The 17316-nt window shown below is 58.6% G+C and carries 18 protein-coding genes; 6 read left to right on the top strand and 12 right to left on the bottom strand.

The genetic code is table 11. The features are described 5' to 3' along the window. The 4 genes from K9B33_RS21225 to K9B33_RS21240 form a co-directional block, all read right to left on the bottom strand. A partial coding sequence (locus tag K9B33_RS21225; protein ID WP_224551144.1) for a transposase occupies positions 1-384 on the bottom strand: 384 nt, incomplete at its 3' end. Positions 385-631: 247 nt separating this feature from the next. Continuing rightward, the gene (locus K9B33_RS21230; protein WP_224551107.1) at positions 632-1567 is read right to left on the bottom strand and encodes an IS5 family transposase; all 936 of its coding nucleotides are present in this window, start codon (positions 1565-1567) and stop codon (positions 632-634) included. A gap of 157 nt (positions 1568-1724) precedes the next feature. Next, positions 1725-2885 (bottom strand): acetyl-CoA C-acetyltransferase, encoded by a 1161-nt coding sequence (locus tag K9B33_RS21235; protein WP_224551108.1) that lies wholly within the window; start codon positions 2883-2885, stop codon positions 1725-1727. A 16-nt stretch (positions 2886-2901) separates the two neighbouring features. Further along, complete coding sequence (locus tag K9B33_RS21240; protein WP_224551109.1) at positions 2902-3165, bottom strand: hypothetical protein; 264 nt, start codon at positions 3163-3165, stop codon at positions 2902-2904. A gap of 283 nt (positions 3166-3448) precedes the next feature. Here K9B33_RS21240 and K9B33_RS21245 point away from each other — a divergent pair, with 283 nt between their 5' ends. Then, the gene (locus tag K9B33_RS21245; protein WP_224551110.1) at positions 3449-4207 is read left to right on the top strand and encodes an SDR family NAD(P)-dependent oxidoreductase; all 759 of its coding nucleotides are present in this window, start codon (positions 3449-3451) and stop codon (positions 4205-4207) included. Continuing rightward, positions 4185-5114, top strand: coding sequence for an SDR family NAD(P)-dependent oxidoreductase (locus tag K9B33_RS21250; RefSeq protein WP_224551111.1), 930 nt, complete (start codon positions 4185-4187; stop codon positions 5112-5114). Before K9B33_RS21245 ends, K9B33_RS21250 begins: the two co-directional genes overlap by 23 nt. Positions 5115-5183: 69 nt before the next feature. Here K9B33_RS21250 and K9B33_RS21255 read toward each other — a convergent pair whose 3' ends face one another. From K9B33_RS21255 to K9B33_RS21265, 3 genes are read right to left on the bottom strand one after another with little or no spacing between them, the layout of a single operon-like run. Continuing rightward, positions 5184-5930 carry an SDR family NAD(P)-dependent oxidoreductase gene (locus K9B33_RS21255; protein ID WP_224551112.1) on the bottom strand — a complete coding sequence of 249 codons (747 nt, stop codon included), beginning with the start codon at positions 5928-5930 and terminating at the stop codon, positions 5184-5186. A gap of 8 nt (positions 5931-5938) precedes the next feature. After that, positions 5939-7012: a phosphotransferase family protein gene (locus K9B33_RS21260; RefSeq protein ID WP_224551113.1), complete on the bottom strand. Its 1074-nt coding sequence runs from the start codon at positions 7010-7012 to the stop codon at positions 5939-5941. Next, complete coding sequence (locus tag K9B33_RS21265; RefSeq protein WP_318011162.1) at positions 7005-8249, bottom strand: acyl-CoA dehydrogenase family protein; 1245 nt, start codon at positions 8247-8249, stop codon at positions 7005-7007. Before K9B33_RS21265 ends, K9B33_RS21260 begins: the two co-directional genes overlap by 8 nt. A 402-nt stretch (positions 8250-8651) precedes the next feature. Between K9B33_RS21265 and K9B33_RS21270 the strand changes: the two genes are divergently transcribed. After that, positions 8652-10235, top strand: coding sequence for a class I adenylate-forming enzyme family protein (locus tag K9B33_RS21270; protein WP_224551114.1), 1584 nt, complete (start codon positions 8652-8654; stop codon positions 10233-10235). Between the two features lie 85 nt (positions 10236-10320). Here the strand turns inward: K9B33_RS21270 and K9B33_RS21275 are convergent, their stop codons facing one another. From K9B33_RS21275 to K9B33_RS21285, 3 genes are all read right to left on the bottom strand, one after another. Next, the gene (locus K9B33_RS21275) at positions 10321-10722 is read right to left on the bottom strand and encodes a putative quinol monooxygenase (protein WP_224551115.1); all 402 of its coding nucleotides are present in this window, start codon (positions 10720-10722) and stop codon (positions 10321-10323) included. A gap of 69 nt (positions 10723-10791) precedes the next feature. Beyond that, entirely contained in the window at positions 10792-11889 is a 1098-nt protein-coding gene (locus K9B33_RS21280) for an NADH:flavin oxidoreductase (RefSeq protein WP_224551116.1), read from the bottom strand. Between the two features lie 103 nt (positions 11890-11992). Further along, a complete protein-coding gene (locus K9B33_RS21285) occupies positions 11993-12901 on the bottom strand; it encodes an LLM class flavin-dependent oxidoreductase (protein WP_224551117.1) in 909 nt (302 codons plus the stop codon). Positions 12902-13061: 160 nt separating this feature from the next. Between K9B33_RS21285 and K9B33_RS21290 the strand changes: the two genes are divergently transcribed. After that, positions 13062-13475: a MarR family winged helix-turn-helix transcriptional regulator gene (locus K9B33_RS21290; RefSeq protein WP_224551118.1), complete on the top strand. Its 414-nt coding sequence runs from the start codon at positions 13062-13064 to the stop codon at positions 13473-13475. 47 nt (positions 13476-13522) lie between these two features. Continuing rightward, positions 13523-14272, top strand: a complete 750-nt coding sequence (locus tag K9B33_RS21295) for an NADPH-dependent F420 reductase (RefSeq protein ID WP_224551119.1) — start codon at positions 13523-13525, stop codon at positions 14270-14272. Positions 14273-14349: 77 nt separating this feature from the next. Here the strand turns inward: K9B33_RS21295 and K9B33_RS21300 are convergent, their stop codons facing one another. Both K9B33_RS21300 and K9B33_RS21305 read right to left on the bottom strand, forming a co-directional pair. Continuing rightward, on the bottom strand, positions 14350-15774 hold the full coding sequence (locus K9B33_RS21300; RefSeq protein WP_224551120.1) for an FAD-dependent oxidoreductase: 1425 nt from the start codon (positions 15772-15774) through the stop codon (positions 14350-14352). A gap of 320 nt (positions 15775-16094) precedes the next feature. Further along, positions 16095-16619 carry an SRPBCC family protein gene (locus tag K9B33_RS21305; RefSeq protein WP_224551121.1) on the bottom strand — a complete coding sequence of 175 codons (525 nt, stop codon included), beginning with the start codon at positions 16617-16619 and terminating at the stop codon, positions 16095-16097. Between the two features lie 275 nt (positions 16620-16894). Between K9B33_RS21305 and K9B33_RS21310 the strand changes: the two genes are divergently transcribed. Further along, entirely contained in the window at positions 16895-17311 is a 417-nt protein-coding gene (locus K9B33_RS21310; RefSeq protein WP_224551122.1) for a nuclear transport factor 2 family protein, read from the top strand. The last annotated feature ends 5 nt before the right edge of the window (positions 17312-17316 follow it).

Below are 17316 nucleotides of genomic sequence, written 5' to 3' on the forward strand. Positions count from 1 at the left end.
CGAAACCCCGCTGGCACCCATGGCCTTCGCCAAATCATCAACCGAGCGGGTCGAAACACCATGGACGTAGGCTTCCTGAATCACCGCTGCCAAAGCCTTCTCGGCAGTGCGGCGCGGTTCCAGAAAGCTTGGGAAGTAGCTGCCCTTGCGCAGCTTCGGGATCGCTAGGTCGATCCGTCCGGCACGGGTGTCCCAGCCACGTTCACGATAGCCATTGCGGTGGGTAAGCCGCGCCGGGCTCCGAGTGCCAGAAGGCGCCCCAGTCCGGGCCTCAATCTCCATATCCATCATGCGCTCGGCGGCAAATGCCAGCATCTCGCGCACCAAATCGCTATCAGCCCCTTGCTCGATCAGCTCTACAAGGGCCATTCTATCATCGGTCATCGTCATCTTCTCCAGGTTCGAGTTCGCATCCGAACCCTACCAGAAGATCGACGGTGGCCACCCAGTCAGGGAAACCTTCTTACACCACCCCGTGGGACACGACCGAGATGAGTCACAATCATCGCACGTTGGTATGTAGGAGACCTGTGCGCGGATGGGAGTAGATCCCTGAAACGCGTTGTTTTTATCGTTTGGGGGTAGCGATGGAGCTACCTCGCCACCGCTCTGGTCGCAGCAGTGGCGCTCTTCATGCCTGGACCGCGAGAATGTTCATGGTGCGCTTGAGGTTGTAGGCGATGGCGATGAGGTGGACCTGGACGGCGGCTTTGGCGAGGCCTCGCCATCGCATTCGGCGCAGGCCATAACAGCGCTTCCATGTCCCGAAGACCTTCTCGATCCGGCCCCGCACCCGATGGATCGGTTGATTCCATTCTTTGAGCCTGCCCAGCGTTTCCTGTTCGTCACGGCCCCACATGCTGGTGGCTACGATCCGCGGTATGCCGCCCTTTGCACGCACAGCATCACAGAAGTGATTGCCGCGATAGGCGCTGTCGGCAAATACCTCGCCGGGATTGTCGGGCAGCGCTTCGGGGCCTGCTTTGCCATCATTGATATTGGCAGATGTGACCGATACTTCCTCGACCAGCGCCGTATCGGCATCTGCCCCAACATGGGCTTTGAAGCCGTGGACAGCTCGCTTTCCCTTGTGCTTGACCCAGCGCGCATCATCGTCGTCTTCGCTGGCGGAGATAATAATGGTCGCATCGACCAACGTACCGGTCTTGACCGTCACTGCCTTGGATGTGAGTTGCGCTGTTACGGTCGTGAACAGCTGTCGATCCAGTTGATGGGCCACCAGTTCCTTGCGAAAGCGCACAAATGCCGTCCGCTCGGGTGTCGCCTCGGTTCCGGAAAATCCACAGAAACGACGGAAGGAGGCTCGATCGTCGAGCGCTTCGGCTAGCTTCACGTCCGACAGGTCGTACCAGATCGACAGCAGCAGTGCCTTGAACATCGCCAGCGGCGGCCAGGCCGGCTCGCCTTTGTTAGCCGAATACAGCGAAGCAAGAAGGACCGATGCCGGTTCCCAATCGATCAGCTTGCCAAGCTCGTCGAGCGACGATGCGGACTGTGTGCGCCCCGCGAAACCGAACCGCTCCTGACCAATCGAACGATGCGCCATGTCCGGCCTCCCCCTCGGAAAACCCATAGAATCAGCGTTCGAAGTCGATGTCTACACCCATCCGCGCACAGGTCTCATAAGCTGACCGAGAAACTTCCGGATCGATCACTCGCCTCGTCTGCGGGTTCTTATATTTGGTGAAGCCAGCAATCATAGGCTACAGCGCCTCCACAATCGTTACATTAGCTTGCCCGCCGCCTTCGCACATGGTCTGAAGCCCATATTTAAGGCCCTTTGCCCGAAGACCATGTACCAGTGTTGCCATCAATTTTGCGCCTGACGCCCCAACCGGATGCCCCAGCGCGATCGCGCCGCCATTGACGTTCATTTTCAGAGGGTCGACGCCGGTATGCTTCAGCCAAGCAAGTGGCACGGGCGCGAACGCCTCGTTCACTTCGAATAGATCGATATCGCTGATTGCCATGCCTGCGCGCTTTAGCGCCTTATCCGTTGCATAGAGGGGTTCCTCCAGCATGATGACCGGGTCTCCTGCGGTCACGATGAAACTGGCGATCCGCGCAATAGGGGTCAGTCCATATTCCTTCAGAGCCTTTTCCGACACGATGACGACAGCGGCGGCGCCGTCAGTGATCTGGGACGATGTGGCCGCCGTTATAAGGCCGCCGTCGACTACGGACTTGACGCTCGACATACCTTCCGCAGACACATCCCAGCGGATGCCTTCGTCTTTGAAGTGCAAGTCTGTCGTCCCATCCGCGAGCGTGATCGCGATAGGTACAATTTCAGCATCGAACGCGCCGGAATTGGTCGCGGCCATCGCCCGGCGATGGCTTTCAAGGCCGAACGTATCGAGATCCTCGCGCGTGAAGCCCCATTTTTTCGCGATCATTTCCGCGCCTGCGAATTGGCTAAAATCATTGACTGAAAAGCGATCGCGGATCGACTGCACCATGGGAGTAGCCCCCTGCACGCTGTTGGTCGCTGAGCCGAGAGGGACACGGCTCATGCTCTCGACGCCCGCCGCGATGACGATATCCTGCGTGCCGGACATGATCGCTTGCGCCGCGAACTGCATCGCTTGTTGCGATGATCCGCATTGTCGATCGATGGTGATCGAAGGCACGGACTGGGGTAGGTTGGACGCCAGCACGGCAAAGCGCGCGATCTGCCGCGACTGCTCGCCATATTGTGTGACGCACCCCAATATGACGTCCTCAATTGCTTCGGGAGGAACGCCGGCCTGTTCAACGGCGGCGTTCAGGACCTCTGCTGCCAGTTCGACAGGGTGACGCCCCGACAAGCGCCCATTACGCCTGCCACCTGCGGTTCGCACGGCTGAAACTATATATGCGTTCATATTTATTCCTTCACCATCATAACGCGCGCGCAACCGGACGAGAGATCGTCGCCAATGCATGTTCCATCGCCCAGACGGGCGAATCCGATCCCACGACCGCCCAGCTTATCCGTTCGGCCAGGGCAACGGCATCGCGGCGGGCCATATTCCATCTCATACATGGTGACAGAGACAACTTCAAATCCTTAGGCACTATATACTGATTTATGTCGATGAATGCCGCACGCCCGGAGTGAGCAAGCTGGCGGGTGCGGTCCGAAATGTCGGCTGCCTGCAACATGCCTCATCTCCCTACGCTGCCCATCCTGTCCTTGCGAACCCGCTGAGCAAAGTGTAGTCGATAGATACTGTATACTAAAATGAATACGAGAGGATTTGAGATCGCAGGTTTGGCCAAGATAGGTGCACCTATCGCCTTAGCCATGGTCTGGCGTTCCATCGATGCTATGCCCTGAAGCAGCCAGTTGTGGTGTGGCATCCCTCTGGCGCACTAGCCAGCGTTGAGACGCAAACAGACCATATCAGTTTATTGTTTTGGGGCCAATGTGAAGGAGTGCCAAGCCATGTCGGATCGTCGTTTCATCGATAAGGTCGTCATTGTCACCGGCGCGGGATCGGGCATCGGACGGGCCACAGCATCGGCCTTCGCCCGCGAGGGCGCTGCGGTTCTGGTTGCCGACGTCGTCGGCGATAAAGCGCAGGAGACGGTCGATCTCATCCGTGCATCGGGGGCGACGGCGGAGGCCTGGCAAGTTGATGTGAGTGTCCGGGCGGAAGTCGATACCATGGTCGACCAGGCGATATCCTTGTTCGGTCGGCTAGACGTCTATTTCGGGAACGCCGCCGTCATCGATGCGGGTACAGCCTGCGACGAAATGTCCGACAGCTTGTGGCACCGCAATATCGAGGTCAATCTGTCGGGCAGCTTCTTTGGCGCGCGCGCTGCCATCCCCCATCTTGCCCGGACTCGGGGCAATATTGTCCTGACGTCCTCGGTCGCCAGCATGGGCGGCCTGGCGGGGGGCGTTGCCTATACCGCATCGAAATATGGGGTGGCCGGACTGGTCAACCAGCTCGCCTGCGAAGTCGCACAGCGCGGCATTCGCGTCAATGCGGTGGCACCGGGCGGCGTTCGGACCAACATCTTCGATGTGATGGGTGGTGCCTCGGAGGTTGACGACTTCGTGCGGTCCGTAACCCCGATGGGGCGGTTTGCAGAACCGGAGGAGATCGCCGGGCCGGTCCTCTTCCTTGCGTCCGACGCGGCCAGTTTCATTACGGGAACCACCCTGCGGGTAGATGGTGGCTGGCGGTCCAAGTGACTACCGCCTAAAGATGAGTATGCGAGAAGGGAAGGGGTGTGGGATGGGACGACTATCTGGGAAAGTGGCTGTCATCACGGGCGGCGTATCGGGCATCGCACGCGGAATCGTCGACTTTTATGTTGCCGAGGGGGCAAAGGTCGTCGTCGCGGACATCCAGGTGGATAAAGGGGCTGTTCTGGAGGCGCAGTTCCCCGAATCGGTCGCGTTCAGCCGGTGCGACATTCGCAGCGAGGATGCCATTGCCGCAACGATGGCTATGGCCGAAGAAAGGTTCGGCGGTCTCGACATCCTCGTCCATGCAGCCGCGTCGGTGGATCATAAGGCGAAATTCGTCGATCTTACGAGCGAAGCCTGGGATGACGGTCAATCGACTTTGCTGCGCAGCCATGTCCTGGGCATCAAACATGCCATAGGTCCCATGAACAGGCGCGGCGGCGGCTCCATCGTCCTGCTTGCTTCAGCGGCGTCTGAAAATTTTTCGCCGGCCGCCAGCATGGTCTATGTTGTGTGCAAAGGGGCCGTGCTCTACCTGACACGTTGGGCGGCTTTTGAACTCGCCGCCGACAATATACGGGTGAATGCCATCGTTCCGGGATTTTACGCCACGCCTATGTGGGGCCAGTTGATCGGTGCCAGCAAGGATGTCGCGGATCTGATGCCAGCCTATCTGGACGAAATGGCGTCGGGATCCCAGCCACTGCCAAGGGCGGGCAAGCCGGTCGATATCGCTTACGCATCGACCTATCTGGGGTCCGATGAATCCGCCTTTGTGACCGGCACCCATTTGGCAGTGGATGGGGGCCTGTCGATATTCCGACCTTCCGTACCGCGGGAAAAGGTCATGGCCTATCTGGAGACGGCAAAGGCGCGCGCGGAAGCGGACATCCAGGCCAGAGACCGATAGATGACCGGCAGAGGATCATGGCGCGCGGCCATGTGCCTCTGCCTTCGGTCAGGTCAGCCTCCGATCAGCTCAGGGGCGGCCTCCGTCGACCTGAATGAGCGCGCCGGTCGTGAAGCTTGAATGATCGGACGCGAGGTAGAGTACCGTCGATATGATTTCCTCAGGTTCGCCATAGCGTTTGATCGCCGACTTGATGTTCTTTTCCTTGTCGGGCGACCAGGCCTTGGCAATGTCGGTGCGGAAGCTGCCCGGCAGGATCGCGTTGACCCGGACCTTGGGCGCATATTCAAATGCGTGCGCGGTCGTGATGGCGTTCAAAGCGGCCTTGGCGCCGGAATAGGGCGCATATTCGGGTTGAGGCCGTATCGACCCGATCGAGGAAATATTGATGATGCTGCCGCCATCGCCTTCCACCATCCGGCTTGCGACGAGCGCTGTCATGCGAAATGGTCCCTTGAAATTGACGCCGACGACCTTGTCGAACAAGGCTTCGGGCGTACCGATCGACCCATCGGACAGCGGCGACATGCCGGCATTGTTGACCAATATGTCTATCTTGCCGAAATGGGCATAGGCGGTCTCGGCCAGCCGGTCGATATCGTCCCACCGGCCCAGATGCGCGCCGATGCCAAGGGCGCGGACGCCGAACTCGGCTGCAATTTCAGCTGCCAGTTGTTCGCAATTTTCTGCGTTGCGGCTGGCGATGATCACGTCGGCACCCTGTTCGGCAAAGGCGCGCGATATCGCCGCCCCCAGACCGCGGCTTCCGCCGGTCACCAGCGCGACCTTGCCGCTGAGATCGAAATATTGTTTCATGACCGGACCTATAGCGATTCAGTGAGGGTTTTGCGGGCAAGTGCGGCAATCGTGGCGACACGATCCTGCGTGTGGCTGACCCGCTGATTTATGCTCGTGCCCGTGCTGGCGCGTTTCAATATGCCCTGAATCATCACGGCATAACGGAATTGCACGAACGCCAGATAGAAGCTGAGATGCGGGATCGCGGCGATACCGACGCGTCGACAATAGCTTTCGATATAGGCGTCCAGCGTAGGGATGCCCAAAGCATCGAGATCTTTTCCCACAAGCGACGTCGCGCTACCTTCGGCAAAGCCGAGCGGTTCCCACCAGGCGCGGCTGCTGTGCGCCAAGTCTATATAGGGATTGCCGAGCGTCGACATTTCCCAATCCAGCGCCGACAAGATCTTCGGTTCGGTCGGGTGCACCATGGCGTTATACAGGCCGAAGTCGCCATGCAGGATCGTAGTCGGCTCCTGCTCGGGAAGGCGATAGTGCAGCGCCTGCATCAGCCAGTCTATGTCCGGCACCTCGACCAGTTTGGACTGTTCGTAGATTGTGCACCAGCGTTTGAGGTTGCGGGCGGTAAACCCGGTTGTCTTGCCGAACGTCTCAAGGCCGAGCGCCTTATAGTCGAGCGCGTGAAGGTCGGCGATATAGGCGTTCATCGAATCGTAGATGGCGGTGCGATCCGCTTTCGCCACGCCTGGCAAATCAGCGTTCCAGAATACGCGTCCGTCGATAAATTCGGTAATGTAGAAGGCCGAACCGATGACGGACTCATCCTCGCAATAGAGCGCAGGGCGAGGGACGGGAAAGCCCGCGTCGGCCAGCGCCTTTGTGACCTGATATTCACGGTCGATCGCGTGCGCCGATGCCAATAGCTGGCCGGGCGGTTTGCGACGCAGGACATAGCTTTTGTCCTGCCCCACCAGCTTGTAGGTCGGATTCGACTGACCGCCCTTGAATTTCTCGATCGCAAAATCGCCACCCAGCCCATCCACGCGCGGCGCGAGGTGAGCAGCAAGCTTCAGCCGATCGAGCGCCAGATGCTCGGGTGGCGCTTCGGTTCCGGTGAGCAGTTCCTGCCGGTCAGCCATGATGTGCTACCTCGCTGGGTTTGGCGGTCTTGTATTTTGCTAGTTCGTTGCGCGCGATGACGCGGTTGTGCACCTCGTCGGGGCCATCGCCGATACGCATGACGCGCAGTCGCGCGAAGGTATAAGCCAGGCCGAAATCGTCGCACATGCCCGCCGCGCCATGAGCTTGCTGGACGACGTCGCACAAATGTTGCGCGAGTTCAGGCACGATCACCTTGATCTGGGAAATCTCGTTCCTGGCCTGCTGCACGCCGACCGTGTCCATCAGCCATGCGGTCTTGTAAACGAGCAGGCGGCTCATTTCGATATTGATGCGGGCGCGGGCGATCCGCTCCTTCCACACGCTTTCGTCCGACAGGCGCTTGCCGAAGGCGACGCGCGAGGTGAGGCGCAAACATAATTTTTCCAGCAGGCGTTCGGACACGCCGATGATGCGCATGGCATGGTGAATGCGACCCGGCCCCAGCCGTCCCTGTGCGATCTCGAACCCGCGTCCCTCGCCCAAGATCACATTTTCCGCCGGGACACGGACATTTTCAAAAAGGATTTCGGCGTGACCGTGCGGACGGTCGTGATAGCCAAAGATGGGCAGCGACCGGACGAGCGTCACGCCGGGGGTGGTTGGCTCGACAAGTATTTGCGTCTGTTGCAGATGACGGGGCGCTGTGGGATCGGTCTTGCCCATGACGATGAAGATCTTGGTGCGCGGATTATAGGCGTTGGTGATCCACCATTTGCGACCGTTGATGACATAATGGTCACCGTCGCGCTCGATCCGGGTCTCCACATTCGTCGCATCGGAAGAGGCAACCGCCGGCTCGGTCATGGCGAAACTTGACTTGATCTCGCCCGCCAGCATGGGCTTTAGCCATTTTTCCTGCTGCTCGGGACTGCCATAGAGCGAGAGCACGTCCATATTGCCGCTGTCTGGCGCGTTGCAATTGAACACTTCCGATGCCCAGTGGACCCGGCCCAGCGCCTCTGCGATCGGCGCATAGTCGAGGTTGCTCAGGCCCGGCCCGTGGCGCGTATCGTGCATATGCATGTTCCAAAGGCCGGCATCGCGGGCCTTTTGCTGCAATTCCAGCATCAGCGGCGGAACGCGCCATGGATCATTGGTGTCGTCACCCAGCTGTTCTTCGTAGACAGCCTCGTTGGGATAGACATGCTCCCCCAAAAAATTCTGGACCCGGAGCAGCCACTCCTGTCCGCGCTCACTCAAAGCGAAATCCATCATCAAACTCCGTTGCGGGTTTCGGCGTACCGCAAGAACGGATGCCCTATTTTATCGTGTCAGACTTTTGGAGTAAGGTGCATCAACTCGACGGCCAATCGCATCGTCCAGCTTATGGGGCCGCTCGAGAGGAAGATCAACGCACTGTACGCAGCCCGCTGAACCATGCATGATCAGCCGTACGTAAAAGCCTCTGGCCCTCCCCACAAATCTGGCTATAGGTTATAGGACCTACTGATGGCGTGTCAATGGGTGTCGAACCTTTCACCTGATTGCAATACGGCGAGGGATCGCAGGATGCGAGCTTCAGCTTGTGGTTGCCTGAAAGGGCGATTGTGATAGGATATAGTATCCATAGATGGGCGCATATTGGCATGATAGCCGAATGTGAGATGAGGAAATCAGATGGCTGACGTACATTCTCTGGTCGAGGAGGGATCGAGGGTCCAGGATTGGACGGTTGGGCAACTTCTAAAGCGCGCGGCCGATAGCGCGCCTGATCGAATTGCCATAAAGGATGGGGACCGCGCATGGACATATCAGCAACTGCAAACCGATGCCGAGCGGCTAGCGCGAACGCTCCTCACCCATTTCAAGCCGCGTGAGCATGTCGCCATCTGGGGCTCCAACAGCGGGCCATGGATAGTGTATCAGATGGCGGCGGCGCAGGCGGGCCTTGTGCTCGTTACCCTCAATCCGGCGTTGCGTCTGGGCGAAGTCGAGGCGTTGCTTCGACAGAGTCAGGCTGTCGGTCTGATCGCGGATACGGAATATCGTGGCTTTTCCCTGGTCGATGCCATCGAGGGGATTCGATCGTCGCTGCCGCATTTGCGTACCATATTGCTAACGCGCGACTGGGAGGACCAGATTGCGGACGCGCCGGAAGTCCGCGTCGATGTTGAGGTCACGCCTGATGACACGGCGCTTATCCTCTATACGTCGGGTACAACCGGCCTACCCAAGGCGGTGAAGTTGCATCACCGCGGTATCGTGAACAATGCGTTGCTGGGATCGGAACTCTACCTGCTGGACGACGGCCTGCCGTGGTTGGGGGTCATGCCTTTCTTCCACATCGGGGGATCGGTGAGCACTGTCCTGGGGTGCATATCGCGGCTCAGCACCCATATCATATTGCGCGCCTTCGACGCCGGAGACGTGTTGCGGCTGATCGAACAGGAGCGGATTGTCTGGTTTCCTTGCGTTCCAACTATGGCACTCGCTATCATGGAGCATCCGGATTTCGACAAGACCGACCTGTCATCCCTTGAAGTCATCCAGACGGGTGCGACAACGATATCACCCGAATTCGTTCGCCGTTTGGGCGCGCGCTTCAATGCCGATGTCCAGATCATGTTCGGCCAGACCGAAGCGGGCGGCGTCATGTGCAAATCCTTGCGCGGAGATCCGGTCGAAGTCATCGCTGGCACGGTTGGAAAGCCTTATCCTTACACCGAACTGAAAATTTCCGATGTTGCCACCGGCGCAACGCTGGGACTTGGCGAGATCGGCGAAATCCGGATACGCAGCCCTTATATGACGCGCGGCTATTTCGACAATCCTTCCGCTACCGCCGCTGCGTTCGACGATGACGGCTTTCTGCGGACGGGCGATCTCGGCACGCTGGACGATCTGGGCTATGTTCGCGTAACCGGGCGGCTCAAGGAGATGATCATTCGCGGTGGCGAGAACATCTACCCCCGCGAAATCGAAGATCGGCTGGGCGACTATCCGGGGATCGCCGAATGCGCGGTCGTCGGCGTACCGCACGAGCGCTGGGGTGAAGAGGTCGCGGTTGCGATCAGATGCGATCCGGGGGTGACAGTCGAGGTCGAGGATATTCGCGCGTTCCTGCTCGATCGGATCGCGCGACATAAGGTTCCCAAGCTGTGGCAGATCGTGAGCGAGTTTCCACGCACGGCATCGGGAAAAATTCAAAAATTCGAACTGATCAGCCTGTTTGCTTCGCCCGATGGGGGCGCGCAGGGCTGAACAAGGCTGGTGGTTGCGCTCTTTGCGGGCGCGCAGGGCGGAGATAATATCGGTGCCGCCGCAAGCGGCGGCACCGAGCGCCGATTTAACGGACGATGAAAGCGTTCTTGTCGCCGAATTTGTGCGCCGTTGATTTTCCGGCCGGGAAATCGTCGAAGATATGACGATCGATGTCCATTCCGCTGAACTGTTCCATCAGCACAGGTCCGCTGCAGCAATCCAAAAGCTGGCGGTTAAATTCCTGAAACTCCGGAACTAGGCGCAATTCCGCCGCGACGTCATCGTCCCACGATGCGAACACGACGAATTCGTTCGGATCGCGCGCCCAACCCTGAAATGCGAAAACACAGCCACGATAATAATAGGGCTTAGCCTGTTCGCATACATTTTCAAAAGTCTGAAGAAACTCCTCGCGGCGCGCCGGATCCACCGTCCAGCGGACCGCGAACAGATTGCGGTCACGGGTAAATGGCGATTCTTGTGTCATGTTAACTCTCCTGCTTGATGAGGCTACTATCGTGATCGAAACGGCGCTGCACCGGTTCACGAGCGCAGTTCAGGTGCTCGCCTGTTCCTGTTCGGCAACAAATCCCGGGAACGTGCGCAGATAGGCGATGAATGGGTCGGTCGCCCCTTCCGTTCGCAGATGCTCGACGTCGACGGGTTGCGGCGGTGACAGAAATGCCGAATCCTGATGTACGCGCATGGGGAAGTCGTGGCGCAGTATGCCCGCACGGCCGATCGTCACGAAATCGCAACCGGCATCGATCAGGTTCACAGCGGTCGCTGCATCCATGATCTTGCCGGCCGCGCCGAGGCGTACATTTCCACGCGGCAACTCGGTGAAATAGCTCAGCAGGCTGCGGCCCTGAAATTCCTCCTCATGAGGCTCCTTCGCAACATCCCATAGTGACATGTCGAGATAATCGATCTGTCCCGCCTGCATGATGCTCGTTGCAAGTTCACGGACTTCGGCGAGCCTCATCCCGAAACGTTCGGGTGAAAGGCGAAGTCCGATCTGGAAGTCGGGACGGCACTGGCGGCGGATCCCGTCTATGACTTCCAGGAGGAGACGGGCGCGGTTTTCGAAGCTACCACCATAGCGATCGTCCCTTTGATTGATCGTAGGTGAAAAGAACTGCGCGAGAATATAACCATGCGCTCCGTGTATCTGTACGCCGTCACAGCCGGCAGCGTCGGCGCGTAAGGCCGCACTTATGAAGTCGTCCCGCAAGGCTTCGACTTCGACAAGGCTAAGACCCCTGGCCCCGTTGCGCTTGCTGTCGGACGCAGCAACAGGCGTTCCCACCAAGTCAGGATCAGCGCGTTCGCCTCCATGGTATAATTGTACGGCCGAAACGGCTCCATTGTCTCTGACGGAGGCCGCAAAGCGGGTCAGCCCTTCGATATGTCCGTCAGCGAAGACGCCAAGTTGGCCGGGATAGCCCTGTCCGACAGGCTGAACCGGGGCGGCAGCAGTCATTACCAGCGCGAAGCCGCCCTTTGCACGCATCGCGAGCCAGCGGACCTCTTCCTCGGACAGACTGCCGTCGATGTGGCTCTGCTGGTTGGTGAGCGGAGCCAGCATCAGGCGGTTCTTCAGGGCCGGGCCACGCGCCATAGGAAGCGTGTCGAAGAGACGGGAATGCGGCATTATTTCTCCCAATCGAAGGCTGCAGCGGCGGCTTTGCTGCGCCTCCTTTCTCACAGGTCATTACGTTGCTGCCAGCATGGCCTCCGTCTAGGCTGCAAAAGCCCTAGTTGGTGGCAAGAATGGCGGCCAGGTCTTCAATACCCACCCAGTCACCGATAATGACCGGTGGCTTTCCGTCGGCGCGCTGGGTTTCGTCTTCACGTATCACATTGAGCACGACACGGTCGGCACCCGCGCCGGCAAATTCCTCAACGCGGGCGAGGATTTGGTCATTGCTACCCCAAGCAGTCAGGGCGTCGATCAACCGGTCGCTGTTGCCGTTGCTCCAGTCGGATTCCTCGAATCCGCATTTGGCGAAGGCCGCTTGGTAATAGGGCAGGGCGATATACATGGCCAGATAGGCGCGGGCGACGGCGCGCGCCTTTTCAGCATCGGTGGTCAGCACACATAATATCTGCGCGGTGATATTGAAGTTGGGGCCTACGCGCTCTCTCGCTTCAGTGATGATGCCGGCAGGCATCATCCACGTTACCATGCCTTGCGCATGTTTGACCGCCAGCTTTTGCAGGCCGGGCGCGTGGGCTGCAAGAATGACAGGGGCCAGCTGTTCCGGCTTCGGGCTGATCAACTGGACTTCTGCCATATCTTCCAGATAGGACGTCATTTTCGGCAGTGGGGCAACCCACTCGCCCTTGCGTTTGGCAATCACGATTGGATTGGATGCACCGATACCCATGAGAAATCGGCCAGGATAGAATTCGGATAAGGCTTCTCGCGTCTGCTGGGCGCCCATTGCATCGCGACTATAGGCAGTCGCAACGCCAGTAGCCACTTTTAGGGTCGATGTCTTCGACAACATATAGGCGCACGCCATGTAAGGATCACGGCCGAACGAATCGAGCAGCCAGACGCTGTCGAAGCCGAGCCGTTCGATCTTCAACGCCAAATCTGCAAGCTCTTCAGCGGACAACATATGTGTGGTGCGATCAAGGGTGAGACCGATGGCAGGCATGATGTTCCTCTCATATAGATTATAGGACCCATATACGATATTTTTTCGATCGACAACCGGTGAGCCATCGTCGCCACAATCTCAAGACCGACGGCTTGACATATAAACTCATATTACATAGTGCACTATATAATAGCGGGCAAGAGAAATGGTTTATCTTATGTCGCTTGGTACGCAATTGTCTTTTTCGCTCTATCGGGCGGCCAACAGAATGGTGCGCATGCATACGCCCTTTCTGACGCCGCTTGGGCTCACATTCCCCCAATATCTGGTGGTGTTGTCCTTGCTGGAGGCTTCGCCGGCTTCTGTGGGAACGCTCGGCGATCGGCTGGACATGGATGCGGGGACGATTACGCCTATCCTCAAGCGGCTGGGTGCGGCGGGCATTGTTACACGTACGCGTGATCCAGAGGATGAGCGTCGCGTTCTGGTGGACCTGACGCCCTATGCCCGGTCGCTTGATAGCGAAATCATTGGCGTCACCGACAAGATCAGGTCGGCTTGCGACCTGAGTGATGACGCCTTGGAGGAGCTTCGGCAAACTCTGGATGCCTTGGCAATTCCCGCAGAGTAGCCGGTCCGTCAACATCCGGGACACTTATCAAAACTGGGAGATGATTCATGAAAATTGGTATTCTTGGCACCGGCCACATAGGCAAGACCCTCGTGCTGGTACTCAGCGCGGCGGGACATGAGGTGAAGGTAGCGAACTCGCGTGGTCCCAAGTCGATCGACGCCGAGATGTTGGCCAATGGCGCGCGCGCAGTCGAGGCCGCCGAGGCTGTGGTGGATGTCGATGTCGTGATCCTGTCGATCCCGCTGCTGCGGATTGCCGACGTAGCGCCACTTATCGCGGCGCTGCCCGCTGAAACGGTCGTCATCGACACGTCAAACTATTATCCGGCTCGCGACAGCGGTATGAATGCTATCGAGGCGGGCCAGGTGGAGAGCTTGTGGGTCGTCGAGCAGCTGGGCCGCCCCGTCGCGAAGGCGTGGAATGCGATAGGGTCGGATTCATTCGCCAACAAAGCCAAGCCCGCGGGCGATCCCGATCGTCTTGCCATTCCCGTGTCTGCCGATGATGATCGCAGCCGTACGGTGGGAATGGCGCTGGTCGAGGATAGCGGTTTTGACGCGGTATATGCTGGCACACTGGCCGACTCCTGGCGGCAGCAGCCGGGGTCGCCCTGCTATTGCACGGATCTGACGCGGCAGGAAATGCCAGCCGCACTAGCCTCAGCGGTAAAGGAACGTTTGCCCAAGCGCCGCGATCTTGGCTACGAAGCCGTCGTCGAGCGCATGACGGGAACTGGCGCTCGCGATCCCAGCGCGGAATTCCTGGTGAGCCTCAACCGCGTGCTTTTCATGTAACATTTATGCCGCTTGCCCTGACGGGCAAGCGGCATGGGTTGGTCGATGGACGGGCATTCCAGTGAAACAGATAGGCGTCAGCTTATGTTCTGGTGCATCTGCGCGCATTCTGCGGCAGCTGTCTCTCCCGCGATGCGACCGAAAATCAGCGCGTTCGCAATGCCGATGCCACCGCCAATATAGCGACGACCCAGCGTACAGCCCAGCACCTCTCCGCCCGCGTAAAGCCCCTGAATCACGCGGCCATGGCCGTCCAGCACATGTCCATCGGCGTCTATTTCAATCCCAGCATGGCACGAAACCATGGCAGTCGCGCGGATTTCGACAGCATAGAAGGGGCCGGTGCGGATGGGCAGATATTTGGCGGTCTCCTTGAAGAAATCCACGTCTTTGCCCCGGTCCATAAGATCGTTGTAGCGATTGACGGTCAGTTCAAGAGTGATCGGATCTATGTCGGATATCTTCGCCAGTTCGGTGATCGTGTCCGCGACCTTGACCCGGCCTTTTGCAACCTGATCGCGGATCACGTCGACACGCCAGCTGTCGTTACCCGGATCGTTGATATAGACTTTGAAAACGCTGTCGTCGGCACAGGCGTCCAGCAAGGCCTCTTCATCGAAAATGGCAAAGCAGCGCATTTCCGGCTGCTCGTTTACCAGATAGCCGCATACGGCGTATGAGGCATCTTCAGGAACGAAACGCTTGCCGTCCCGGTTAACCACCATCGCCCACTCAGGAAGAGCATAGGACATGTCCGGCTTGAAATTGGGCGACATGACCAACAGTCCGTTATCGATCCCCATTATGTTGGCACCCGCCCGCTCGGCAAGAAGGATGCCGTCGCCAACATTGTAGGGCGCTTCGGCATAGAAGGAGGTCAGCCGACCGCCATGCGCTGCCGCCGTCGGCCAGAGCCGCTTGACCATCTGGGGATTATTGGCAAATCCACCAGTCGTGACGATGACCGCATGGGCGCGTAAGTCGATATCGCCGCACCGGATTCCCACCACCCTGCCATCCTCGACCAACAGGTCGGATACACGCGAGCCAAGCGCGACCTCGACCCCCTGCGCGCCGATCGCGTTTATCAGCGATCTTGCGATGCCGAACCCTGCATCGACCGACTGATGACCCCGCGGGCGCCCGCCAACACCCGATTCAATCACCAGATCAGGAGGAAATTCATTGCCCAGTTCGATCAGCCAATCGATAATATGGGTACCGTTGTCACAGAGCCTCTTCGCCAAGGCGGGCTTGATCGACCATTGGTTGAGAGTCATCATATACTGGAACATATCTTCAGCGGAATCGACGATGCCAGCCGCCCGCTGGACGCTCGTTCCTGCCGCATAGACGACGCCGCCGGCAAGTGCGGTAGCGCCACCTAGCGTCGGGCCGGCCTCTACCAGCATCACAGAGGCACCGTTCCTGGCGGCGTGGTAGGCGGCCGACAAACCTGCGCCACCTCCCCCAACGACGACAATGTCATAATCTACCGACATGCGAATAATCCTTACGTCTATCAGGCCAACGTCGCGGCCGTCGGCTTGCGGGAGCCGAAACATCCGTTGATGATCGTTTCAAACCCGGCCTCCCCGATGACGCAGACCACATCGACAGGTTTGACGGTCAAATGCCGAAAAAATGTGCATCTTTGCCTTCCCGTCCGGCGGAGGCGAGGGGAGGCGAAAGCCAACGGAGCCAAGTAGCTGCGCAGGCTTTCGACGACAAAGTCAGGGCCGTTGCATGTTAGGTCATGCGCTATTGGACGTTGCCTTTCGCGCCTTCCAGCAAGCAGCGTCATATCGTTGTTTCGGCGCAATCAGGCCGGGACGGTCTGTGCCTTTTGCCTCGCGAAATATTGCCTGAACCCGTTCAGGATTGCGTCCGAATAGGTTCTTTCGATCAGCGAGATCATAAGGTTCAGGTCGGCTTCCTCGATCACGTCGAATTCCGACTTGAACGTCATCAAGGTTTCGCCGGTGGGCAGGCTGTCGAGCATGGTCGTGGCCAGATAGTTTCTGAACTCGTTGCGCAATTCTGCGCCGCCGGGGTTCGGGCGAAAAACCATGTCATAAACGATACGCTTGGTGGCATCGTCCTGCATCCAGAGCTTTTCATCGACAGCCGAGCCGGTGACGTGGCGCACGATGCGGGTCCGGGGTACTTCATCAGGCGCGCCTAGCAGTTCGACGCTGGCGATATTTGGACCGGGGCGACCGCCATCTTCGGGCTTTATCCACCAGCGTTCAAAATTGGCCCAGTCGGTCAGCAGTTCCCAGACGTCGTCGATTGGCGCATCGACGATCCCACGATATTCCGCATGACCTCTCTTAAACTTCTGCATCTACTGCTCCTTAGAAACCGGTCTGTTGATCGGACCCGCCGGCCGTTCGTCTGCCGCTTGCTCGCCATGAACGAATATCTCTGTTCACTGGGCAACGCTTGGCGGAACACCTGGCTATATCGCGCATATCTCCCGGCATTGGAATGGCCATTTGACAGGTCTAGTACTGACATACTACATATTATGCTCCTCCGTGGTGTCAAGTGTACGCGCGGGTAGTCAGGCATCGGGGGCGAATCATCATCGACGATGCCGTCATGCCGAGAGGAGCAAATATGCTGAATGCAGATGACAGGTTTGCCTTGCAGGAATTGGTCAACCGATATGCCTATTATATCGACCTCTGGCAGATCGACGCATGGGCCGGTCTGTTCACCCCGGATGGGGTGCTCGACGAAAGCCCCGCGGGCATGGGCACCTACGCCGGTCGCGAGGCGATCGCGGTCTATGGCGCGGAACTAAAGGCCGATGTGCTGCATGTGGTGCATCTGATGATGAACCACGTGATCCTCAATTGGGATGAAAGCCGGGCGACTGGGGGCGTGTTCGCGCTGGTCGAAGCCAATACACGCAGCGGTGGCCATGTCCGCCATTATATCCGCTATGAAGACAGCTATGTCAGGACGTCGGATGGCTGGCAGTTTGAAAAGCGCACCATTCTTCCCATGTTTCCGCCCCAGATAATTTCATAATCCTG

Origin of the sequence: Sphingobium sp. 3R8 (assembly GCF_020166615.1) — a bacterium.
GTDB classification, from domain to species: domain Bacteria; phylum Pseudomonadota; class Alphaproteobacteria; order Sphingomonadales; family Sphingomonadaceae; genus Sphingobium; species Sphingobium bisphenolicum.